Annotated in this window: 20 protein-coding genes; 10 read left to right on the forward strand and 10 right to left on the reverse strand. The window is 61.9% G+C overall.

Annotation, left to right across the window (positions count from 1 at the left end):
• The first annotated feature begins 51 nt into the window (after positions 1 to 51).
• The 9 genes from bcor_RS04595 (at position 52) to bcor_RS04635 (ending at position 9,647) form a co-directional block, all read left to right on the forward strand.
• Entirely contained in the window at positions 52 to 525 is a 474-nt protein-coding gene (locus bcor_RS04595; protein ID WP_148303962.1) for a hypothetical protein, read from the forward strand.
• Positions 525 to 1,616, forward strand: a complete 1,092-nt coding sequence (locus bcor_RS04600; protein ID WP_033490384.1) for a VWA domain-containing protein — start codon at positions 525 to 527, stop codon at positions 1,614 to 1,616. Before bcor_RS04595 ends, bcor_RS04600 begins: the two co-directional genes overlap by 1 nt.
• Before the next feature lie 5 nt (positions 1,617 to 1,621).
• On the forward strand, positions 1,622 to 2,662 hold the full coding sequence (locus tag bcor_RS04605) for a vWA domain-containing protein (RefSeq protein WP_033498095.1): 1,041 nt from the start codon (positions 1,622 to 1,624) through the stop codon (positions 2,660 to 2,662).
• A complete protein-coding gene (locus tag bcor_RS04610; protein ID WP_033490386.1) occupies positions 2,659 to 3,234 on the forward strand; it encodes a DUF6466 family protein in 576 nt (191 codons plus the stop codon). The genes bcor_RS04605 and bcor_RS04610 overlap by 4 nt, the downstream gene beginning before the upstream one ends.
• A gap of 265 nt (positions 3,235 to 3,499) precedes the next feature.
• Positions 3,500 to 3,721, forward strand: a complete 222-nt coding sequence (locus tag bcor_RS04615; protein WP_146208236.1) for a hypothetical protein — start codon at positions 3,500 to 3,502, stop codon at positions 3,719 to 3,721.
• Positions 3,718 to 5,142, forward strand: coding sequence for a PGAP1-like alpha/beta domain-containing protein (locus bcor_RS04620; protein ID WP_051875680.1), 1,425 nt, complete (start codon positions 3,718 to 3,720; stop codon positions 5,140 to 5,142). Before bcor_RS04615 ends, bcor_RS04620 begins: the two co-directional genes overlap by 4 nt.
• Before the next feature lie 73 nt (positions 5,143 to 5,215).
• The gene (gene purB / locus bcor_RS04625; protein WP_033498092.1) at positions 5,216 to 6,661 is read left to right on the forward strand and encodes an adenylosuccinate lyase; all 1,446 of its coding nucleotides are present in this window, start codon (positions 5,216 to 5,218) and stop codon (positions 6,659 to 6,661) included.
• 74 nt (positions 6,662 to 6,735) lie between these two features.
• Positions 6,736 to 9,132: a lysylphosphatidylglycerol synthase transmembrane domain-containing protein gene (locus bcor_RS04630; RefSeq protein WP_238548538.1), complete on the forward strand. Its 2,397-nt coding sequence runs from the start codon at positions 6,736 to 6,738 to the stop codon at positions 9,130 to 9,132.
• A 230-nt stretch (positions 9,133 to 9,362) separates the two neighbouring features.
• Positions 9,363 to 9,647, forward strand: a complete 285-nt coding sequence (locus tag bcor_RS04635) for an HU family DNA-binding protein (protein WP_033490389.1) — start codon at positions 9,363 to 9,365, stop codon at positions 9,645 to 9,647.
• A gap of 154 nt (positions 9,648 to 9,801) precedes the next feature.
• Here the strand turns inward: bcor_RS04635 and bcor_RS04640 are convergent, their stop codons facing one another.
• The 10 genes from bcor_RS04640 to rpoZ all read right to left on the reverse strand — a co-directional run bounded on the left by bcor_RS04640 (position 9,802) and on the right by rpoZ (position 21,741).
• Positions 9,802 to 11,223, reverse strand: a complete 1,422-nt coding sequence (locus tag bcor_RS04640) for a proteasome accessory factor PafA2 family protein (RefSeq protein WP_051875682.1) — start codon at positions 11,221 to 11,223, stop codon at positions 9,802 to 9,804.
• Positions 11,224 to 11,227: 4 nt separating this feature from the next.
• Complete coding sequence (locus bcor_RS04645) at positions 11,228 to 11,425, reverse strand: ubiquitin-like protein Pup (RefSeq protein WP_033498003.1); 198 nt, start codon at positions 11,423 to 11,425, stop codon at positions 11,228 to 11,230.
• A 79-nt stretch (positions 11,426 to 11,504) separates the two neighbouring features.
• A complete protein-coding gene (locus bcor_RS04650; RefSeq protein WP_033498001.1) occupies positions 11,505 to 12,341 on the reverse strand; it encodes an inositol monophosphatase family protein in 837 nt (278 codons plus the stop codon).
• Between the two features lie 78 nt (positions 12,342 to 12,419).
• Positions 12,420 to 14,015, reverse strand: coding sequence for a depupylase/deamidase Dop (gene dop / locus bcor_RS04655; protein ID WP_033498000.1), 1,596 nt, complete (start codon positions 14,013 to 14,015; stop codon positions 12,420 to 12,422).
• Positions 14,012 to 15,595, reverse strand: a complete 1,584-nt coding sequence (gene arc, locus bcor_RS04660) for a proteasome ATPase (RefSeq protein ID WP_420796646.1) — start codon at positions 15,593 to 15,595, stop codon at positions 14,012 to 14,014. The genes dop and arc overlap by 4 nt, the downstream gene beginning before the upstream one ends.
• A gap of 175 nt (positions 15,596 to 15,770) precedes the next feature.
• Positions 15,771 to 16,742, reverse strand: a complete 972-nt coding sequence (gene fmt, locus bcor_RS04665; RefSeq protein ID WP_033498084.1) for a methionyl-tRNA formyltransferase — start codon at positions 16,740 to 16,742, stop codon at positions 15,771 to 15,773.
• A gap of 72 nt (positions 16,743 to 16,814) precedes the next feature.
• The gene (locus bcor_RS04670; RefSeq protein WP_033497998.1) at positions 16,815 to 17,519 is read right to left on the reverse strand and encodes an HAD family hydrolase; all 705 of its coding nucleotides are present in this window, start codon (positions 17,517 to 17,519) and stop codon (positions 16,815 to 16,817) included.
• Positions 17,520 to 17,589: 70 nt separating this feature from the next.
• A complete protein-coding gene (locus bcor_RS04675; RefSeq protein ID WP_033497996.1) occupies positions 17,590 to 19,893 on the reverse strand; it encodes a primosomal protein N' family DNA-binding protein in 2,304 nt (767 codons plus the stop codon).
• Between the two features lie 244 nt (positions 19,894 to 20,137).
• Positions 20,138 to 21,358 (reverse strand): methionine adenosyltransferase, encoded by a 1,221-nt coding sequence (gene metK / locus bcor_RS04680; RefSeq protein ID WP_033497994.1) that lies wholly within the window; start codon positions 21,356 to 21,358, stop codon positions 20,138 to 20,140.
• A gap of 98 nt (positions 21,359 to 21,456) precedes the next feature.
• On the reverse strand, positions 21,457 to 21,741 hold the full coding sequence (gene rpoZ / locus bcor_RS04685; protein WP_033490402.1) for a DNA-directed RNA polymerase subunit omega: 285 nt from the start codon (positions 21,739 to 21,741) through the stop codon (positions 21,457 to 21,459).
• A gap of 166 nt (positions 21,742 to 21,907) precedes the next feature.
• On the opposite strand from rpoZ, the gene ilvD reads away from it, so the two are divergent.
• Entirely contained in the window at positions 21,908 to 23,767 is a 1,860-nt protein-coding gene (gene ilvD, locus bcor_RS04690) for a dihydroxy-acid dehydratase (protein WP_033497992.1), read from the forward strand.
• The last annotated feature ends 23 nt before the right edge of the window (positions 23,768 to 23,790 follow it).

Raw genomic sequence — 23,790 nt, forward strand, 5'->3', positions numbered from 1 at the left:
CCCATGCAGAACCAACCGATATCAGCTCAGAAACTTGAACCCCTTCCCTCCATGGAACAGCCCGGATGGCTCCTCGGACTTACTCTGATCTGCATCTTCCTTGCCGTTCTGACGATTGCCCTGGCCATATTCCTCCCCCGATTCCGCCAGGTACAGGAAAAATCCAGGAGCAGCCTTGTGCAGGTCAGCCCCAAGGAGGACTGCCTGGCCCGAATCGATCAGGTCGTCACCGATTACAAGGCCGGCAAGTCAACACGGGATCAGACCTTGAAGGATCTGGCGGGGATAGCCCGCCGGTTCGCCTCCCAGGCATGGAGCCGGGATATGAGCGCGAAGACCCTGACAGAGATCAAAATCCAGCCCAGAACCAGCAGTACGTCACAGGGGCTTGACCTCCTCCGTCAGACCATCGACGCTCTGTATCCGCCGGAATTCGCTCCGCCGGCTGAAATGAGCGGCTCCTCCCCCGTCTCCGTGGACCAGGCCGCCGAGTGGGTACGGGCCCTGATCGAAAGGTGGCGCTGATGAGCATCGGTCAGGTGACCTGGCGCTGGCCCTGGATCATGGCCCTGGTCCTGGCAGTATCCATAGTGGTGGCCCTGGCGGTCTTCTGGGTCGAATCCAGGCGAGATGTCCATGGACGGAACAACAAGCAGGAAGAGGCACGGATCGAGGTCTGGAGCCTGGACGATGACCTGAATACCGAGGCCGGTGTCGGGCTCTTCCGCCAGTGGCGGAGTCTGGGTCGTCTGGCCTGCCTGCTCCTGATTCTGACCCTCCTGGCCGGTATCGGTCTGGCAGGACGTCCTTCAACCGTCGATGCGACCCAGGAAACCGGTCACAGCAGGGATATCGTTCTCTGCCTGGACGTCTCCGGTTCCACCCTCCCATATGACCAACAGGTCCTGGCATCCTACCTGGACCTGGTCGGGAGGTTCAGGGGGGAACGAATCGCTCTGAGCATCTTCAATTCCACCTCGCGCACAGTCTTCCCCCTGACAGACGACTACGACATGGTCACCAAGGAACTGCGCAGGGCCAACGACATCCTCAAAGGGGTCCAATCCCAGGACGAAATCGACAAGATGAGCGACCAGCAGTACCAGGACGTCAGCGATTGGCTGGAAGGAACCCAGAACCGCAAGGACACCACCTCCCTGATCGGCGATGGTCTCATCGGCTGCGCCAGCCTCCTTCCCGGTTTCACCACCAAGGATGCAGGTAAGCAACAGGGTAAGGGGCGCGCCGCCTCGGTGGTCCTGGCCACCGACAACGTGGTCTCGGGAGAGCCGACGTACACCTTGGAGGAGGCCCTCAATCTGACCTCAAGAACCGGAATCGCCGTGGACGGCCTCTATTCGGGCCCCAAGGAGAGCATCTCGGACGACAGCACCCAGGAGATGCGCCGTCTGATCGAATCGCACCAAGGCATATTCCTGCTTCAACAGAACGGTGATTCCATCGACTCACTGGTAAGGCAGATCGAACAACGCCATGGCGGCAACCCGGGCACCATCAGGCAATCGAGTCAGGTGGACTCCCCCGGCTGGTGGGTCCTTGCCATGAGCCTGACCCTGGGCGGATACCTGATTCTGGTCTGGAGGCTGAAGCGGTGAACATCCTGAACGGTCTGACCCTGTCCCCCTCCCTGGGATGGGTGGGTGGAGGAATACTGGCCTCTGTCCTCGTGATCCTGGCAATATCCATCCCCATCGCCCACCACAGGACCAGGGGCCATACGGACGCAGGCACCCTGTCGATGGTGCGGCGAACGGCCATGGTGCTCGTCCTGGCTCTTATGGTTCTGACACCCAGCTCAGTCAGTCAGACCACCAACCGGGCAGTCAACGCCACCGATGTATATATAGCGGTCGACGTGACAGGATCCATGTCCGTCAAGGATGCCGCCTACGGGGATCACACCGGCATCTCACGTCTGGAAGCCGCGCGCCTCGCCGTTGCCGACCTGACCAGTGCCTATCCGGATGCCTCTTTCGCGGCTCTCCGCTTTGGGGCATCCGGCACCCTGGACCTTCCCCTGACGCCGGATGACAGGGCCGTCGGAAACTGGGCCCGGGGGTTGCGGACGGAGCCCACCTCCCAATCGACGGGCTCCAACCTGGATGCCCCCCTGGACCAGCTTGTCCTCTCCATGAAGGAGACCCGTGAGCACCACCCGGATGACCGCATACTGCTCTATCTGATCACCGACGGTGAGCAGACAAGCAATCACTCCAGACGCTCCTTCTCGGCCTTGCGCGCCTATCTGGACGATGCCTTCGTGCTGGGAACAGGCTCCAGCGAGGGCGGGCGGATCCCCGTCAGCCCGGACTCCCTGGGCACCGATGAAGAGAACCCACCTACCGAAGCGGATCAATGGGTCAATGACCCCCAGACCGGTCAGCCCGGTATCTCCGTCATGGACGAAAAGAACCTGAAGGCCTTGGCAGACGAAATGAGCGGCTCATACGAGCATCTCGGCCAGGGGCGAACGTTGGATTCCGGGAACACGGCCAAGGCCTCGAAGCGGTATCGGGTGACCACGGTGACCAAGACCCGGCAGCATGTCACACCACTGGTCTGGCCTCTGACCTTGGTGGAAGCCGCCCTCCTGATCTGGGAACTGGCCGATTGGATCCGCACCTCAAGGAGACTCCTATGAGTTCGGCAAAACAGCAACAGCCCGCGGGGATGGAAACAAAACCAGCAAACAGGAAACCCCTGCCGGGTGTCAGGATAATCCTGGTCATCCTGGGTCTGGTCATGGCCCTGGTGGCGGTCTGGGGGCTGGCCAACATCCACGCCATCAGTACCTACAATGAGGCCACCCGGTCCCTGAACACCAGCATTGCCGAAGCCAACCGGTCCGATGCGGACCCTGACAGGATCAAGGCCATCCAGGACCAGACCGACAAGCTCTTCCATCAGGCGGAATCCTTGGGTCCGATCCTCCTGCCGGGAACCAGACAGGCCATACACAAAAGCAAGGCCGTCAGTGACAAACTGACCAGAAGGGTGACCAGGCAGATTCGCAGTCAGGAGGTCGCCAAGGGCGAGGAAGGGCAGGCCGCCGACTTGCAGGAACAGAACGGCCAGGGGCAGCAAGGACTCACCCAGGAACAGCAGGACAAGGTGGACGAAATCCTGAGACAGAACCAGCAGGTCCAGGATCCGTCCACAGGCCCCCAAACCAGTCAGGGGAAAGAAGACCCGAAAACAGTCAAGCCGTGGTAAGCATGAACTTCAAGGCACCACAGTCGACGGGCCTGTTGCTCCCCTGACTAGCTGGCGCTGAACCGAACCACGACTTGCATATCCGGTTCCTTGCGCACGTTCGACCACATTTATCCCCGAAGTTCCTCCATCCTGTCCGTCTTGGTGGAATTGGTCCATGATCGATTCCCCCTCTTTCACACCGCCCGCCTTTTCGATGCAACCGGCTGCAGGACCGGACGGACCAAGCGTCGACCGTATGCTCTCCTGCAGCTGTCATCGAATCGTGGCCAGGTCTTTCGAGACGATGACCAATCTCATCGACCAGACCGAAAGGGTGCTGGGTGATGCGCGAGTCCTGATGGATCAGGCCGGCGCAATCGACTGGGAAGGCGAGGCCGCCCAGGCGTTCAGGGCAGGTCTGGTCAGAGCCTCCGACATGGCCGACGGCCAGTTGTTCTCCTTGGTGCAGGCCAGGCGGCTCCTTGAGGAGGAGACCCGAGCATGAGTCGCCAGGTATCCTCCCAGGTCAGTTCCAGCGGATATACCCGGGTCCAACTCGACCAAATGACCCGCGTGGCGGACAGCCTCAACCAGTTGTCCGGCAACCTCCTGTCCTTGCGGGGAGAATGGAACCTGACCGGATTGCAGCTGGAACGAAACAGGATGATTCAGACCTGTCCCTGCCTAGATGGAGGGCAGGTCCTGATTCAAGGGCACGCAGCCTTCCCCTTCGACTGCGCCATCAGGACCTGCGATTGCCGATGCGACGATTGCCGGACCCTGGCCACCATCCTGTCCGACCAGGCTGCGGCCCTGACCGAGGCCTACTCCCTTTACTCTTCAGCGGAGTCATTCGTAACCTTGCTCCTGAGAGGCCTTCTCATGACCCCCTCCTGGCCCACACCAGTGGGAAACCTGCTGACTGCGGCGGGGATATCCATCGCCGGTTATCTGGGACTGTCCCTCTTTGAAGGCCATATGATCACCATGGCGGAATTCCTCAAAAAGACGGGCTCCCTCCACCAGGAAGCACTCAGTGACCTGTCCAGTCGAATCGCTCCGCGTTCGGCGGCCCCCATAGGCCGCATTGCGGAGTGGTCGTGTTTGGCCGCCCATGGGTCCCAGCACCGGTTGGAGGTGACCCAGGTCCGTCCGACCGGCGGTGGGTTGGGAAGCGCCCACAGCATCGACCAGGCCCTGGAGAACCTACAGAATCTCGGCTCACGCGATAAGGGGTTCGCCTACGATACCGTCGCCGTTCAAAAGTACAGGGACACGGATGGAAGCACACACTGGGTGGTCTACATACCGGGAACCAGTTCCCATCGTGACTCAGCCATAGGATGGGGTCAGAATCTCCAACTCATGAGTGACACAGCGAGCACCCGTGCGGAGGCCGCATCCACCCGCCTGGTGATGGAGGCCATGCGCAGGTCCGGAATAGCACCCGGAGACCGGGTCAGTCTGGTCGGTCACTCCCAGGGAGGAATAGTGGCTGCCACCCTGTCCAGCGACATGGCGGACCAATACCGCTTCGAACACGTGGTTACGGCAGGCGCCCCCATCGCCAACCATCCCATAGCACCACAAACCTGGGTCACCAGCGTGGAGATGAAGGAGGAGCTGGTCTCCAGCCTGGATGCCCGGGACAATACCGATACAACCAACCGTCTGACCGTCCGTGGGAGGGACGAAGGCATCTCACCGGCCTCTGTAAACGGCTCCCATGCCAGGCAACCTGTCGAGTTTTCCTCAGAAGCCGTGGAATCTACACACGGCATGAACTACCAGAGGGCCGCCTGGCGGAACGCCCTGAACAAGGGCGTGCCCAAGGCAAACGAACAGGACCGTCACTTTGCCCAATCGACCAGCGGCGACCTGGTGGAGACCGCCTACTATGAGGGGAGGCAGCCAGCCGATCGATGAAGAGGTGGAGCCGAACATTCCGAACCCGGCGGTGAATGTCGTTCGGTTGGCGGTTTCGCCTAGACTGGAGGTCATGAACCTGAGCCGAATCACGCCTGCCATTGCACTCAGTCCTCTCGACGGTCGATACCGGATGCAGACCTCACCTTTGGTGGATTATCTGAGCGAACCGGCCCTGAACCGCGAGCGCTTGCGGGTGGAGGTCGAGTGGATGATTCTGCTGGCCAACGGGTATCCGGAGCAGGGCAACCACCCTGTTCTGCCAGGCGTTGAGCCTCTGACCGATGACGAACAGTCCTACCTGCGCGCCATACCCGAGGATTTCGATGGCCAGGGCATCATGGAATTGGCTCAGATCGAGGCGAAGACCCATCATGACGTCAAGGCCGTGGAATACTACCTGGACCGGCGTCTGGAACAGGCCGAGGCAAGCCTGGGAGCCGATACTCAATTGCCCCGATTGAAGTCGTTGGTCCATTTCGCCTGCACCAGTGAAGACATCAACAACCTCTCTTACGCCCGGTGCATCCGTGGCGCAGTGGAGCAGGTCTGGCTCCCTGCGGCCCAGACCATTGTGGACCGTCTGTCCGAAATGGCTGTCACACATCGCGAACTGCCCATGCTGGCACTGACCCACGGTCAGCCCGCAACCCCCACCACCCTGGGTAAGGAGATGGCCGTCTACGTATACCGGCTCAACCGCCAACTTGGCCACATCCGGCACCAGGACTATCTAGGCAAGCTCAACGGGGCCACTGGCACTTTCGGCGCCCACCTGGCCGCTGCTCCCGATGTGGATTGGGTCCGGCTCTCCAAGGAGTTCGTCACCAATCGCATGGGCCTGGTCTGGAATCCCCTGACCACCCAGATCGAGTCCCACGACTGGCAGGCCGAGCTGTACTCGGCCATCAGCCATACCGGACGGATTCTGCATAACCTGGCCGTTGACGTGTGGATGTACATCTCCCGGGGCATCTTCGCCCAGGAGCCGGTCAAGGGTGCCACGGGTTCCAGTACCATGCCCCACAAGGTCAACCCGATTCGCTTCGAGAACGCCGAGGCCAATCTGGAGATCTCCTGCGCCCTTCTGGATAGCCTGTCGTCCACGCTGACCGAGACCAGGTGGCAACGCGATCTGACCGACTCAACCACCCAACGCAACGTCGGTTCCGCCCTGGGATACAGCCTCTTGGCCCTGGACAACCTGAAGGGGGGCCTGGCGGCCATCCACCCCAACATCAAGGCCATGCAGGAGGAGCTGAACCAGAACTGGGAGGTCCTGGGCGAACCCATCCAGACCGCCATGCGGGCTGCGGGTCTTGCCGGCCGGAACGGCATGGACGACCCTTATGAACGGGTCAAGGAGCTGATGCGAGGCCATCAGATCGGCAAGAAGGACGTCGAGGACTTCATCGACACACTGGACCTGGAGCCTGCCATGGCCGAACGGCTCAAGACGCTGACCCCGTCCTCCTACACCGGGGCCGCCGAGACATTGGTGGACTTCGACCGCGCCTGACCATGACCGACGTTCCCAACCAAGACCGGAAGACAATCCGGAATGATCGACCCTCTTCCACACACAGCCCCGTCGTGGTGGATACCCCTCCACAGCGGGTCCATGATGCCGGGGATCTGCTTCGTGCCCTGGTATCACTTATTCTGGGGCTGCTGGTCACCCTGGCCGCCGTCTATTTGAGGGGAACGGCCGCGGGTGTCGAGTCGGACATGCGCCAGGCCGGTCACGCCATGGACTGGCTCATGGATGTACCCACCAACTTCCTCCAGCAGATCGTGACCGTAACCGTGGTCCTTGCGGTTCTGATCCACCTATTGGTCAACCGGGAGTGGCTCCAGTCCATTACCGCACCCCTGGCCATGTTCGTTGGGTACAGCCTGGTCCTGATCATCTCCAATCTGATTGTCTCCACCCGCAATACGACTCTGATTGCATCCTTCAATCCCCAGAACGCCTTCGGCTCAACGGTTCTTCTGCCCGACATATATGCCGGCTTGGCGGCCTTTCTGAGCGCCGCCGGGCCTCGCCGCCTCCGAAGCACGGTCAAGTGGGGCTGGAACGCCCTCTATGCAGTGGCCGTCATCATGATCATCATTTCCTCGAATTCGGTCAGCGGGGTCCTCGTCTCCCTGCTCCTGGGCAGGATAGCCGGCATGGTCATCCGCTACATCGTCGGGACCCAGAACAAGGGTGCCTGGGGGGAGGCCGTGGCACAGGCCGTCGCCTCCATCGGCATCGACCTGACCGAACTGACCCGTGTTGATGCCACGATGGACAAGGACGGACAGCCCATCCCCTGCCTGAATGACGACCTGATCGAAGCCTCACGCATCTACCGGGCCAAGGACGCGAGCGGAACCAGGTACACCGTCTCGGTCATGGATGGACAGCTCCATACCGCCGGTTATCTGATGCAGCTGTGGCAGTGGATCAAGCTCTCCGGGGTTTCCATGCGCCGTGACCGTTCCGCTATGGACTCCATGCAACACCATATGGCCGTCCTCTTCGAACTGCGCGACCTTGACCTATCCGCCCTTCACCCTTACGGATTGACCGAAAGCGCCGAATCATCCATCCTGGTGTTTTATGACGATACCCACCTGACATCCATCGAGCCGGACCTCTTGGATGCCGACCAGGCCCGTCAGCTCATGGACTTCCTGGCCAGGGCCAACAGCCGGGGGTATACCCATCGGCGCATCACCCCGAACACCCTGGCGACCGACAATGAGGGCCATGCCGTCATAGCGGGCTGGGAGAACAGCGACAGCGCCAGTTCCTCGGCCAACATCGCCCTGGACAGGGTCCAGCTCCTCAGCCTGATCGCCGCCTCACTGGGTGTCGAGGAAACAGTCAGGATTGCATTGGAGTCCTGGGGGAAGGACACCCTCATTGCCCTGATGCCCTTTATCCAGATGGTGGCAATCCCATCCCAGACCCAGGCCCTGCCCGGATGGAACCGCCAGGTCATGTCGGACCTGCGCGCCCGCCTGCGATCCTTAGCCCCGCCGGAGTCGGTCGAAACCACGGACCAGGTCACCCTATCCAGATTCAGCCTGCGCAGCTTCCTCGCCCTGGTCCTCCTGGTCATCGCGGTCGTCGTCATCTTCACCCAGTTCAATCTCCAGCAGGTCATCCAGGCCGTCAGGAACGCCAATCCCTGGATGGCGGGGCTCTCCTTCCTGCTGGGGTCCTTCTCCTGGGTGGGCGGCGCCATCACCCTCGGGGTCCTGGTCGACAAAAAGAAGCGGAATATCCCGGGGATATTCCTTTCCCAGGTGGCCTCCTCATTCACCTCGGTATCCATGCCCGCAGGTGTGGGCCCTGCCTTCGTCAACCTCCAGTACCTGCGCAAGAGCGGATACGGCAACACCATGGCGACGGCCATCATGAGCGCCGTGGTGGCGGTTCAGTTCGCCACCACTTTTGTCCTCCTGATCGTCATCGGTCTCTTCACCGGCAGGAACACCCTTTCAGGCATGATCCCCACCAACACCCTGGTCATCGTCATCGGGGTGGTGGCCATCGTGGCCGCCCTGGCCATGGCCATCCCCTATACCAGGCGGTTGATCATGGACAAGCTCATGCCAATCGTCGCCTCGTACGCCCGCCATCTGCTCGACATTCTGACCCAGCCCCGTCAGCTCACCCTGGCCGCCTCGGGGTCCGTCGTCCAGTCGGCGGCCCTGGGCATGAGCTTCTGGGCGGCATTGATGGCCTTCGGATGCAGGACCAACATCTTCGAGACCACCTTCGTCTTCCTCCTGGCCAACACCCTTGGTTCCGCGGTACCTACACCGGGTGGTCTGGGCGCCATCGAGGCGGTCCTCTTCTCGGCATTCCGCCTTGCGGGGGTGCCCTCAGGCGTGGCCATTTCGGCGACCCTGGTCTTCCGCGTCGCCAACTACTGGCTACGCATCCCCCTCGGTGCACTGGCCATGCGGTGGCTCGGTCGCCATAATCTGATCTGATGTATAGGGGTTTCAACCTTATCCTGAGCCGAATTCGGACCTTTGGGCGTCGTTTTTGGGGTCTCTAGAGGTCCGAAAGATGGAATTTTAGGGCCAAATGAGGCAGAATTGGCGGGAAACCCCCGAAAAATGAGGTACTTGACTCTCACCTGCGCTAATATCAGTCATTGACCGTTGGGCTTTCCGTGAATACAGGAAAAAAGGGGAGCCCCCCGAAAGAAGGATGCTCTATGGCATACAACAAATCTGATCTCGTTTCGAAGATCGCCCAGAAGTCGAACCTGACCAAGGCCCAGGCCGAGGCAGCCGTCAACGCCTTCCAGGACGTTTTCGTTGAGGCCATGAAGTCCGGCGAGGGCCTGAAGCTCACCGGTCTCTTCTCCGCCGAGCGCGTCAAGCGCGCCGCTCGCACCGGCCGCAACCCCCGCACGGGCGAGACCATCAAGATTCCGGCAAGCTACGGCGTTCGTATTTCCGCCGGCTCCTTGCTGAAGAAGGCTGTCTCCGACAAGTGATGTGCTGACAACCTCATAGGTTTTTCGACGGGCCTGATCCACGGTGATCAGGCCCGTTCTGTATGTCAGGGGCCTTCTGTCCACCAGTGGCCCTTTGCGGCACTCCTGCTTTTCACCTCGCGTTCAACCGGACGAACGCCCCAAACAAGGAACCCTAGACCGAGTCCGGCCTTGTCCGTTCGCGGTCCAACTCCTCGGACAAGGCCCTGTATGACTCGTCTGGGTCGCAGGCGAACGGATCCATCAGGGTCACTTCGTGCCTGTGGGTGCCCTTGAGGACCAGGTGGGTCCAATCGCAGGACCACGACAGGGCTGTCTCCTCCGCCTTGGATACGAAGTCGCCACGTAGACGGGCACGGGTGGTCTGTGGCGGCCTTCTCACAGCCTCCCCTATCCGGTTCACGTCCACCAGGGTGTCCATCATCCCGTGGTCTACCAGCGCCCCGTAGGACCGACCGGCAGCTACGTCGTGGTAGTCCAAATCCAGCCGCCTGGCCTTGAAGATATCCGCATCACGAGCCGCTTCGGCATTGAGGAGTCTGAGCTTGGCAGCCCAATCAACCCAACCGGCCAAGACCTCCCAGTGACCATCATCCAGGGCATCCAGGGCTGACCGCCACAGGCCAAGGGCCTCATCGGCCATAGGAAGAACGGTGTCGGCCTGGTCGCCCAGCTCATCGACATAGGCCCGGCAACCCTCCCAGTACCGGCGTTGGATATCGAGGGCCGACATGACCCTGCCGCCCTCCATGTCCAGGGAGGCCCTTCCCGTCATGTTCCTGCTGGTGGCCCTCATGGCCTCGCCCGGATTGGCCAGGGCACAGGCCCCGAAGCCATGGGGCCGTCCGGACAGCACCTCCTCTTCAATCAGACTCAGGACCAGGTGCGTGGTGGCCAGCTTGAGCCAGGTGACCGTCTGAGAACGGTTTGAATCCCCGAGAATGACATGCAGGCGTCTGTACCGGTCAGGATCGGCATGGGGCTCATCGCGGGTGTTGACCATGGGGCGGGCTCGCGTCGTAGCGGAGGATACGGCCTCATCCAGGAAATCCGCACGCTGGCTAAGCTGATAGCCGGCCTCCCCCAATCGCCCGGCCCCTGCGAACAGCTGGCGGGTGACCAGGAAGGGCACCAACTGCTCCTTGACCACGTCCAGGGGAACCTGGCGACGGAGGAGATAGTTCTCATGGCAGCCGAAAGAATGCCCCTGGGCATCGACGTTGTTCTTGAACACATGCACTGTGACCCCTGGCCCCAACCTGTCGGCAAGGACCGAACATGCCTCACGGGCCAGATCGGCCATGATCCGCTCCCCAGCCAAATCCTGCTCCAGGGCATCCATGGGGGTCAGCGCCTCGGCCGTGGCGTACTCGGGATGGGAGCCAACGTCCAGGTAGAGTCTGGCACCATTCGAAAGATAGATATTGGTCGACCTGTGCTGCTCCACCAGGCGGTGGAACATGGCCATGGCCACCTGCCCGGCACTACAGGCCCCATCTCCTCCGGTCAGACTGACCCCGTACTCGGTCTCGATGCCGAAAATACGACGGTGCCCGATGCCCGGGGCCTGATCCATCAGTTCACTCCCCGCCCTTTTGCACGAACCCCTTGACGTACTCCTCGGCGTTGTCTTCCAGGGTGGATTCGATGTCATCAAGCACGGAATCCAAGGAGGTGTCCTGAGAATGGGCCGATGCACGACCGGACAAGGTTCCCTCTTCCATCCCCTCCTGATCCGCCTGGGCCGAAGACGAACGTTGGCTGAACTCCTGTGGCATGATCCTGTCCTCCTGTTCCGGTGTCCGGGCACATCCCGACACAACCACCATCCCTTATATCGCCGTCATCCGTCAGGGACTAGTCGAATACCAGATAGGAACCCAGTTCCTTGTCGATAATTCCATTGGTGGCCACAACGTCGTTGCTGCCGTCCCAGCGTACGTGGCCGCCGTCCCAGCGCCAGAGGGTCCCCTTGGCCTCACGGACCACCACAGCGGCCGCTGACACGGCAGGGATGTCCCAAGAATGGAGGGCAGGCTCGAAGTAGGCGTCGTAGCTGCCGTCCGCAACCCTGCACAGATCCAGGGAAACCGGACCCACACGCTTGATATCGGCCGGTTTCCCGGCCATCCTGGAGACAATCTGAAGCACCTGCTCAGACTCATTGGGGAAGTATGACATACCGAAACTGACGACGGAACCCTTGAGGGTGTCCATGGTGGAGGGAATGATTTTCTCCCGCTTATCCCCGACGATGGTCCGGCGGATACGTATCGCGCCCTGGCCCTTGGCCGCCAGATAGGTCAGTCCCAGCACCGGGGCATGGACGATACCCAGGATGGGCGAGGCGTGGCCCGTCTCATCAACTGCGAAGAGGGAGACGGTGACGGTCCATTCGGCCATGTTCCTGACATAGTTGACCGGCCCATCGATATGCCCGATGCACCAGTAGCGACCACCCGGCCTGCGGTTACCGGCCTCCTCCTCCCAGAATCCGTCAAAGGGCTCCAGGTCGGCAATCCTGGTCCGACAGTAGCGAATCAGCCGGGTATCGATACCGGATGAGAACTGGGTTCCCCGGTCGATGGCGGAAGTGCTGCGCGGATCGTGGGGGTTGATCTGGTCCTGGAGGGCATGACGACCTGCCTCGACCGCTATGGTTGCGACCTGCATGGCCAATTCACGCAATTCCATATCTCTCTCTTTCGCAACGTAGCCCGGGGGAGAATCCGAATCAGATACGTCCTCGAGCATGATCCCGCTCCTCCGATATCAGCAGTATAGGTCGCGACCCTCCCCCTTGAGGAGCCACCGGGCAATATCCCCAGAATGTTCCAATACCCCCGGGCAGTCGGCCTTGGTGCGACCCGACGGATCAGTCAAATCCACAATCAGCGGCCGACCCTCATCGTTTTCCGGATCTTCCAGAACCACCCGACTCCAGGACATGGAGCGGATGATATGCGGACAGTCATGCAGGATACGCGACCTGAACCAGGCTCTGGTACCGTCAGGACCCATGTCAGCCGCATCCTCGACAGCCGGCTGGGAGGTTACGGGCTGTATTCGCGACCCCAGTCTGGAGGGCAGGTCGTGACCGGGATCCAGACGGGCCCACTCGATATCGAGGGCCGCCAGGCGGGGATCGGACCAATCATGGATGGAGCGACGACGACGCAGGCTCTCAAGGAGCTGCCACTTCATGAGCCACTCCAGACGCCCCGCCTGGTCGGACATACCCAGCCGTTCGTTGGCATCAGCCCTGCGGACCCGGTCCAGGTCATCCAGAATCGCCTCCCACAACTTCATGAGCCGCCCTGTGACCTGACCAGGCCAGGCGGGTTTCCCCTCCCTGTCCTCACCGTAGAGAATGACCCCAACCCGGCAGATCGCCTGGAACAGGTCCTGCTGAATCTGCAGGGCGGTTTCCCGCCTGCCTGACTCCAGGACGAGCGGCGCATTGAGGCTGAGGTCACGCGAGACGGTCCTCAGAGACGACACGGGGTCGTCCAGAGCCAGTCGACCCAGGAGGGCATCCAGGTCGAATCCAGCGGCATCGGCATCTTCCAGGAGCCCCAGAAGCATGCTGGTTGCCCCCAGCTTGAGGACCTGGGGCAGATCCATCCGGTTCGCGTCCCCGGCGATGACATGAAACCTGCGGGTGGAGGCGGTACTGTGTGATTCATCCCTGGTATTGATGATTGGGCGGTCGAAGGTGGTCTGCAGACCGACCCGTGTTTGGAGGTAATCGGCCCTTTGCCCAATCTGGAAGCCGGGTTCCCGACCATCGACCCCCAGGCCCACCCTGCCGGAGCCGGTGTATATCTGGCGGGTCACGAAATGGATGGTCATCAGCGCAACCACCCGGCTGAAGGGGACGGATCGGTCCATCAGGTAGTTCTCATGGGTCCCCCAGCAGGCCCCCTTCCCATCCACGTTGTTTTTATAGAGCCGCACACCATGCGTGGCCCCCTCCCGACCGGCGCATCTTGCCGCTCTGGACATGAGAAGGTCTCCGGCCCGGTCATAGGCAAGGGCCTGGAAGGGATCGGTGGTCTCAGGAGAGGAGTACTCGGGATGGGCATGATCAACGTAGATGCGACCGCCATTGGGGGCCAGCACATTCATCAGGGCCGACTGGGGTGAATCCGTCAGCATACCGGGGCTGGCCATGGCCCTGGGCAGCCGTCCGGTACGGGCATCGTTGACAGGGTCCTCCCGGCCGTAGTCCCAGTGAATGTGTGAGCGTTCAGGATCGGCCGCGGCCCTGACCACCGCCATGGAAAGGGATACGGGATTGGCCGGTGATCCATCCTCGGCGGCGATGGCGTATTCGGTTTCCGTGCCGACCACACGCTCCACCCTCATGAGTCGGTATCCGTCCGGCCGATCAGACGGATGTCGGCCACCCGCCCCACGGATAGACCGGCCGTCCGAGCCCACTGCTGCGGGTTCTGGTCACCCACGGAATCGAGCATATCCAGATACTCCTCCTGAACGGCCTGCAGGCATCGGTCGGCATCGAGGGTAACCTCCCGGTCCTGCCGGATGGAGTCCTTGACGGCCATGGTCTTCGCCCTGTCGACGATGTTGCGCAGGACCGCCCCGGAAATCAGCTGGCTCATGTAGTAGGGGTACCAGCGACCGTCCTGGTCGAGCAGGTCACAGACCTTACGCCCCTGATCCTCGCGATAGATATCGCGCACCAGGACCTGGACCAGATCACCCACTCCCCCTTCAGGCTTCAAGGGAAGATCAGGCGTCACATATCGGGAAAGAATGGATGCCGCGGCATCCCTGTCCGGTCTGTCAATACGAACCTTCACATCCAGCCGACCCGGCCTCAGCACGGCGGGATCGATCATGTCGACCCTGTTGGAGGCCCCGATGACCATAACATTATCCAGGGCTTCAACCCCATCCAGTTCGGCCAGGAACTGGGGGACAATCGTCGTCTCCACGTCCGATGAGATGCCCGATCCCCTGGTACGCAGGAGGGAATCCATCTCGTCGATGAAAACGATGACGGGACCGCCCTGACCGGCCCGCTGACGGGCCCGTTCGAAAATCCGTCGCATGAGCCGTTCCGACTCCCCTACGAACTTGTTGAGCAGCTCCGGCCCCTTGACCGACAGGAAGACACCCGGCGTGCCCGACCCCTTGGACAGACTGTTGGCCACGGCCTTGGCGATCATGGTCTTCCCATTCCCGGGAGGACCGTAAAGGAGAAGACCCTTGGGTGGGTTGAGGGAAAAGCGGCGGAAAAGATCCTTGTGAAGGAAGGGAAGCTGGACGGCATCGCGAATCCGGTCGATTTGTCTGTCCAGGCCACCGATGTCGGCGAAGGTGACATCCGGCACCTCCTTCAGGACCAGGTCGTCCTGCTCCTGCTCCGGGACCAACGACAGGGCCAGCTGCCCTGCGGGGTCGACCATGACCTGGTTTCCCACACTCAGGTCGGCATCCATCAGGGCACCTGAACGCCCGACCAGGCTTGAGGCGCCCGAAGCATCCTTGACCTCCAATATGCCGGAGTCCATGATTCGGCTGACCTGGCGCAGCGGTCCGGTGGTCGCCTGGTCACGCACCTGTACCACCACCATGTTCTCGTCAAGCAACAGGGTCTGTCCGGGTCTGATTCTGTCGGCCCTCACCCCCGGTGCCAGGGCCAGGACCATACGCCGGGACCCGTAAAGCACCTCCAGGGAGGCATGCTGGACACCCATCTCATCGAACGAGACCGAATCCACTCCCAGCGCCAGGGCGAAGTTCAAGGGAGGCGACGCCATCTGGGCCAGCTGCGTCTTGGCCTTGGTCAGTTCCTTACCCGCCCGGTTCAAGGCTTGGGCCAGGGCGTGGTTACGCTCCCTGAGGGCATCCATGACCGCGGCCCGATTTTCCGGACCATCTCCCTCGGAAGCGGAGGGTGATGAACCGTCCTCCTTCAGGGCGTCACCGGCAATCCCACTGTCCTGTCTGCTCACCGTATCCTCCTCGGCCCCCATTGTGAATCCGACTGTGCTCTCCCAAGATGCTAGCCGGACCAGAGACCCACTCGGACCTTTGGTTCCGCATACCGGTGCAGCAGCCTCCCATCAGGGATTCATCCCCATCTGCAACCCGTCAGTCGCAGAAGGCATCCTTCTCAAGCCGCGCACCACGGGCCCAGTCGATGGCCTTCATGGCCTTCTTCCCGGCCGCTTTGACCTGCAGCAGCTCCAGGGGTGCCGAAGCGGTCCCCACCCAAATATGCTTCTTGCTCATTCCCAGACGACCGGGTTTCAGGTCCTCGGGCAGGCCCGGCTGGTCCGGCTGGGCGGGTGCGGTCTCAATCACCTGGACCTGGGTTATCCGGTTGCCGCTTTCCCCATCCTCGTGAATCCGGCACCAGGCACCGGGATTGGGGGTGCAGGCCCGAATCTGCCGGTCCGGGGCGAATACGGGCCGATCAAAGCGGATATGGGCATCCTGGCTGGTGACCTTCCGCGCCACCTCATAGGCACCCTGGGGTTGTTCAATGGGAAGGGCCCGTCCCTCGGCCAGGGCCTCCAGCGACGCACCAAGCAGATGGGAACCATCCTCGGCCAGGCGCTCCAGGAGCTGCCCGGACGTCTCGTGGGCCCCGATCTCGACCGTGGACTGGGCAAGGATGGGCCCCTCGTCCATGCCCGGAGTCAGCCGGAAGACCGTGGCTCCGGTAATCGTCTCGCCGGACCATATGGCACGCTGGACCGGGGCAGCGCCCCTCCACTGGGGCAGGAGAGAGAAATGAAGGTTGTACCAGCCACCGGGCATGGCATCCAGAACCGGTCGTTTCAGAATCTTCCCGTAGGCCACGACGGCGGCATACTCGGCTCCCGTCCGTTGGATCGTGTCGATGAAGTCGGCCTCCCCGGGGTCGGATTCGATGACCGGGATGCCAAGTTCCAAGGCCGCCGCCTTCACCGGACTCGGCTCCAATCTCCGGCCCCTCCCCTTGGGGGCATCGGGCCTGGTCAGGACGGCCATCACCTGGAAGTGCTCCGGGTCGCCGGCCAGAAGCCTCAGGGACGGCAGGGCCACATCAGGTGTTCCCGCAAACAATAACCTCATCACCATGTGGATTCACTCCTCCATAACCTGTCGCGTCCGAAAATACGAATCGGCCCGCGAGAACAACCGTACCTTTTACCGGACCCGGGGAATGTCGAGCCCCGATTCAATCAGCAAGTTCCGCAACTTGTAGGGATCCGTGAAGCAGACGCTCCTGATACCCACCTTGTTGGCCGCAACCACATTCATCCCCTTGTCGTCCACGAAGAGGGCATCCTCTGCCCTGATGCCGAACCGCTCAAGGGCATGAAGATAGATATCCGGATGGGGCTTACGCATATGGATGGGGCCGGATACGACCAGATCATCCAGCTCATGCAGAATGGGGTACTGCCCCCATGCGTAGGGAAAGAGTTCGGTGCCCCAGTTCGACAGACCCCAGACCCCGACCCCGGCGGCCTTGAGATCCTTGACCAATACCCTGGCACCGGGAACGGGACCGGTCAGCGAATCAACGAAATTGTCGCAGTAATAGGTGAACATCTCATCCCAGGGGGCACCATGGTGTTCCTGGACCCAGGCTTGGGCCTGCGCGCATGGCGCGCCACCGTCCATCATGTTGTTGGCATCGAAGAAACCGGACTTGTCGTTATCCAGCATGTCCCGTATGGCCTCAGGGCCGTACCGGGACACCATGGCCGCTTCGGGCTTCCAGTAGATCAGGACGTTGCCAAAGTCGAAGATGACCTGCCTGATGGGCCTGCCCTTGGCTGATTCCGCCTGGTCATCGGCCAGGATGACATCAGTGGGCACTTCAACCTCTCCGGGCCATCCAATCATCGTTCACGTCACCTTCCTCGCACCTCATCGTCTTTCCCATGCAAGCACGCCTCATAGACCCCGGGATTCGCTACGTCAGATCCTTGGGATCCATCTGGAATTTCAATTCCTCACGTCCTCGTTTGGCGTAGTACTCCGACAGCCCTTCCCTGAGTCGATCGGCCAGGAAGTCACGCTTCTCCAAGGGGACCCGGACCAGGGCCCGGACACGATCCTGGGTCCCCTCCAGCTGCCTGGCCGCAAGGGTCTTCGGGGGTGGAATCGGTACGGGGCCCAGCATGGATGGAACCTCGCCCTCCTCGGTCCGAAGCAGGGACAGTTCACCCGTGGTCGCCCCGATACGGTCCAGTATCCACATAACGGCCTTGCGTCCGCCCCAGACCGTAGCCAGGGAGCAGGACGGAGGCATTCCCGTCATGCGCCTGTCCTCCAGCTCGGCTCCGGCCAGGAGGGGGCTCCTCCATGTAACCAGGGCCTGGGCCAGCTGAGGGTCCGTCTCCCCCAGAAGGAGGACCTGCCCCCCACTGTCGCGGGACCGGCAAAGGGAGGCCGCACGCATCCAGGACGACAGGGTATCGACACGGGCATCCACACCCAGTGCATACAGGCTGGTCCACGCGTCCAGTATGGCGACGGCGGCGTATCCTGCCCGATGGGCCTCGGGGAGAGGGTCCTGCCTGGCAGCATCACCATCGCCGTCACCCCTACCTCGCTGAATCACAATCGGCTCGGCCCCTGGTGTGGCGATGACCAACCGGGGCTTCTGATCCACCTCGAAGACCGGCCCCCGGGGTTGCCCCGGCGAAGAGATGAGAATGGGGACGTTACGGAAGAGCATCCGCAGCTCCTGGGCTGTTCCGGCCGCCCCGACCCTGATCACTCGCAGCCGCTCCCCACCGCAGTTCGGGCAACTCCAGTTGGTGGCCGCTGCACCACACCAGGCGCAACGGGGTGCAGATTCACGGTCGGAGCGGAGTGGTCCTGTACAGCGCGGGCAACGAGCCTGGTGGTGGCAACGGGCACAACTCAGGGCCTGGCTGTATCCGTCCTGGGGAATCGACAAGAGGACAGGACCATCATCCAAGGCCTTCCGCAGTGCGACGACTGCGGTGTGGGGTACCCTGGCACCGATTGTGGGGTCGGCCAGACGGGACAGTTCCTCCCTGTTCAGCCATCTGATCCAGGGCAGACGGTCCCTACCCGGGGTGTGTGCAGAGTCCAAAGAACGAATCGGTCCGGTAACGCCGGAGCCAACCTCCTCGGCCTCCGGAGTACTCTCCCACTGGGAACGGACGCTCCTTGACCGCGCCAGGGCAAGGAAGACGCCACCATGGGACTTGGCCCGGAGCCTCAGAACCCCCCTGGCATTGGCATAGGGCATCATCCCATCGGCACTCTGATAGGCCGCGTCGTCCATGACCGCGAACAGGGCCGGACCTTCCACCGGGGCATACATGGCCGCACGGAGCCCGATGACGCATCGAACCTGACCGGAGGCCAGGGCCAGATAGGACCGATATCGTTCTGCCGGGGCCATGGAGGAATCCAGGATGGTGTAGTCCCCTGCCCAACCCGGCCCGCTGGGGTCGCCACCGCCTCCTGTCCTAGGACCGAAAGGCACCAGTCCCAAGGCCTGCAAGGCAGCGGAAAGGCGCTCAACCACCTGCATATCCGGCAGGACCATAACGGCCGACCTCCCGGACAAAAGGGCAGCGGCCAGGGACCAGGCCGCCAGGTGTTCGGCGCGGCCTGGCCCCGGCCCTATATCGGCAAGGAAGGCGGAGAACCCATCGGATTGCAGGGCCTGGTCAAACACCTCAAGACGGTCGTAATCCCGATTCAGGTCGGCCCTTGCATCGGTTGCAGCCCGGTCCAGCCCAGCCACCCAGTCAGTGTCGGAGGCCAGCCTGGGCTGACCTGGAACCAGCTGCTGCTCCTTGTCTATCCGTGCCACCCTGGGGGGTACGGCCAGGCGGAGGATATTGGCCTCTGTACCCCCATAGGCCCGCGCTATCAGGGTGATGTCTTCCCGCATGGAGTCCGAGACCAGGGCGTGGGGGGTGATGACACGCTCCAGGTAGCGAAGGGACGACTCGGGAACCTCACTGGTCGACTGCCGCCCCCAGATCACCCCGTTGATCAGTTGACGTCCAAAGCGGACCCTGACCAGGGACCCAGGTTGTGCACCCTTGTCCTGATCCTGGTCGACGAGATAGTCAAAGGTGCCCCCCAAGTGGGTTGCCTGGACGTTCAGGACCACCTGGGCCACCGGATCCTGGCCGGCAGGGGTTCGGCGCCTTGCAACGCGTGGCTTGCGCGGCTTCCCCTGGGCAAGACCATCCAGGACAAGCTGTTGGGCATCAGCCTCACTCATCGGCTCCGACCTCCTAACGTGCTTCTTATAATGCCGGGTTCATGACCCGGTGGGCGGCCTGCCTCCAGGATATCCGCACCGACGCTTATTCGTGCCTCCAAAAATCCTGATGCGGAATCGGCACCTACCGGGAAGGGCCTGCCCCCGCTCCCTCATCGACTACACCAGACCCTGATATGAAAGAACCACGACCGCCCCAGGTTCCTCCAGGAGTGCATCGTGGTCCGTGGATTCCTTGTGGTCCTTACCTGTCCATGCCGACGGCGGCCTTGAGTTCATCGACCTTGTCGGTCCGCTCCCAGGTGAAATCGGGATCGTTACGTCCGAAGTGCCCATAGGCCGCGGTCTTTGAATAGATGGGACGGAGGAGGTCAAGCTCATCGATGATGGCGGCGGGCCTCAGGTCGAAGACCGTGCGGACGGCCTGCTGAATCCGCTCGCGGGTCACCCCCTCCTCGGTGCCGTATGTCTCAACGTTGACGCTCACCGGATCAGCCACCCCGATGGCGTAGGCCACCTGGACCTCGACGCGATGAGCCAGACCGGCGGCAACGATGTTCTTGGCTACCCAGCGAGCCGCATAGGCCGCGGAACGGTCGACCTTGCTCGGATCCTTGCCCGAGAAGGCTCCGCCACCATGATGGGCAGCCCCACCATAGGTATCGACGATAATCTTGCGACCGGTCAGACCAGCGTCAGCGGCAGGGCCGCCCAGAATGAAGGAACCGGTAGGGTTGACCAGGATGCGGTATCCCTGGTGTTCGATGGAATCACCACACACCTCGTCAAGGACAGGGGTGATGACATGCTCCACAAGCTGGTCCAGCAACCAGTCATGGTCAACCTCGGGGTCGTGCTGGGTCGAGATGAGAACCGTGTCGACGCGAACCGGTCGGTCGTTCTCGTCATATTCGATGGTGACCTGGGTCTTCCCATCGGGACGTAGGTGGGGGACGATATCCTCCTTGCGAACCTGGGACAGGCGGTAGGACAGTTTATGAGCCAGATAAATTGGGAGGGGCATCAAGGTGTCGGTCTCGTCGCAGGCGTATCCGAACATGACGCCCTGATCGCCCGCCCCCTGGGACTCGTACCGCTCCTCACGGGTGGCCGCGCTCTCCTGGGTTCCGCTCAGACGGGCCACGCCCTGGTTGATTTCCTGGCTCTGCTCACTCAAGGATACGGTGACACCGCAGGAGTCGGCGTCCAGACCAATTTCAGAGGAGGTGTATCCGATCCGACGCAGGACCGAACGAACCTGGCTCTGAATGTCGGTATAGCCCTGCGAGGAGACCTCTCCGAAAATCAGGAAAAGCCCGGTCGCGGCAGAAGTCTCCACAGCAACATGGGAGTGGGGGTCCTGAGCTATCAGATCGTCGAGGATGGCATCCGAAATCTGATCGCATACCTTGTCGGGATGCCCCTCCGTCACGGATTCAGCCGAAATCAACCGTCGCTCTGCCATTACAACCACCTCTTGCTTTCTGCGTGAACGACCGACTCAGCCGTGGGACGCTTCGATTCCCGAGCCTTCCCCGTATATACCGGTGTATAAGGGCAGACTCAGTTGCCTTCGCTCAGATCATCCTCGCCCAGGGTCTCCTCCAGCAGTCCTTCATCGATCTCACGGAAGGCGATGGAGAGGGGCTTTTCCTGGTTCTGGTATTCGACCAGGGGGCCGACGTTCTGCAGCAGGCCCTCGTTGAGCTGGGTGAAGTAGGAATTGATCTGGCGGGCGCGCTTGGCCGCAAAGATGGACAGGGCGTACTTCGAATCGGCGTGCTGCATCAGATCGTCGATGGGAGGATTCGCAAATCCCTGTGGATGGGGCTCGGTGCCAAATGCCATAAGTTCATACTCCAATTCAAGTGGATGAACAACCGTTCAATCGGTCACGATTCTACCGCTCAGGTTGGATATTCGGAATGAGTGTTCACATCCGGACGAAGATTGCCGTATTCCACTATGCGGCCATGCTCCGGCACGGTCCTGGCCCGGTCACTTGAATAAGAATATGCAGATGAGATCAGCCAAGTTGATGAAGGAACGTGAGTTCGCGGGCGCCCGTGCTCTCTATCGTGCCGCCGGCGTCAAGGGTGAGGACTTCGGCAAGCCCATCGTGGCCATCGCCAATTCCTTCTCGGAGTTCGTTCCCGGCCACGTCCACCTGAACAAGGTGGGCCGACTGGTCTCCAAGGCCGTTCAGGCAGCGGGTGGCATTCCCCGGGAGTTCAACACCATAGCCGTCGATGACGGCATCGCCATGGGCCACACCGGCATGTTGTACTCCCTTCCCTCCCGGGACATCATCGCGGACGCCGTCGAGTACTCGGTCAACGCCCACTGTGCCGATGCCCTGATCTGCATCTCCAACTGCGACAAGATCACTCCTGGCATGCTCATGGCGGCACTGCGGCTTAACATACCAACGGTTTTCGTCTCCGGAGGCCCCATGGAATCCGGCCGAACGGTCATGCCTGATGGAACGGTCAAGGAGAACACCGACCTGATCGACGTCATGTACGCTTCGGCCGACGACGCCGTCGACGACGAGGGGATCCTGGCCCTGGAGAAGTCCGTCTGCCCAACATGCGGCTCCTGTGCAGGGATGTTCACCGCCAATTCCATGAACTGCCTGACCGAGGCGATGGGCCTGGCCCTGCCCGGCAACGGCACCACCCTGGCTTCCCACACAGCCAGGAAGATGCTCTTCGAAAAGGCCGGCAGGATGGTGGTCGAAATCGCCAACCGGTACTACCAGGAGGACGACGAATCGGTACTCCCCCGGGCCATCGCCACCAAGGAGGCCTTCGAGAACGCCATGACCATGGATGTGGCCATGGGAGGGTCCACCAACACGGTCCTGCACATTCTGGCCGCGGCCCAATCCGCCGACGTGGACTTCACCCTCGACGACATCGAGCGCATCTCCCATACGGTCCCCTGCATCTGCAAGGCATCGCCGTCAGGCGACTGGGAGATATCCGATGTCCACAGGGCCGGGGGCATCTGCGGCATCCTGGGCGAGCTCGACCGGGGCGGCGCCCTGCACAGGAACACCCATTCCATCGACTACCCCGACCTGGAATCCAAACTCGGAGAGTGGGACATCATGCGCCCCACCTGCCTGGATGAGGCCAAGGAGCTCTACCACGCGGCACCCGGGCACATCACCTCCCCCGAGCCCTTCAACCAGTCCAAGGAATGGGACGATCTGGATACGGACAGGGTCCACGGAGCCATCCACGACCTGGAACACCCTGCGGTAACGGAGGGTGGTCTGGCCATTCTCCGGGGCAATCTGGCACCCGACGGGTGTGTGGTCAAGACCGCCGGTGTTCCAAAGGAGATATGGAACTTCCGCGGGCCGGCCCTGGTGGTGGAGTCCCAGGAGCAGGCCGTCGAAGTCATTCTGAACGGCACCCTGAAGAAGGGCCAGGCCCTGGTCATCCGCTACGAGGGTCCCAAGGGTGGACCCGGTATGCAGGAGATGCTCTACCCGACCTCCTTCGTCAAAGGCAAGGGTATCGGCAAGGATGTGGCGCTTCTGACCGACGGGCGGTACTCCGGCGGCTCCTCGGGTCTTTCCATCGGGCACATCGCCCCCGAGGCGGCGAACAAGGGACCCATCGCCCTGATCCGCACCGGTGACATGATCAGCATAGACATCCCCAACCGGCGGGTGGACGTGGAGCTGACCGATGAGGAGATGAACCAACGACGCGCGGAGGTGGAGGCCGGTGACGGCTATGTGGCCCACCGCGACAGGAAGGTCTCCCTGGCCCTCAAGGCATACGCGGCCTTCGCCAGGTCCGCCGACAAGGGTGCCACCAGGGACCCCGAACTGATTAACAGGCTCTCCGGGTTGGAGTGATTGCACAGTAACCCGATATTGCA

Origin of the sequence: Bifidobacterium coryneforme (assembly GCF_000737865.1) — a bacterium.
GTDB lineage: Bacteria > Actinomycetota > Actinomycetes > Actinomycetales > Bifidobacteriaceae > Bombiscardovia > Bombiscardovia coryneformis.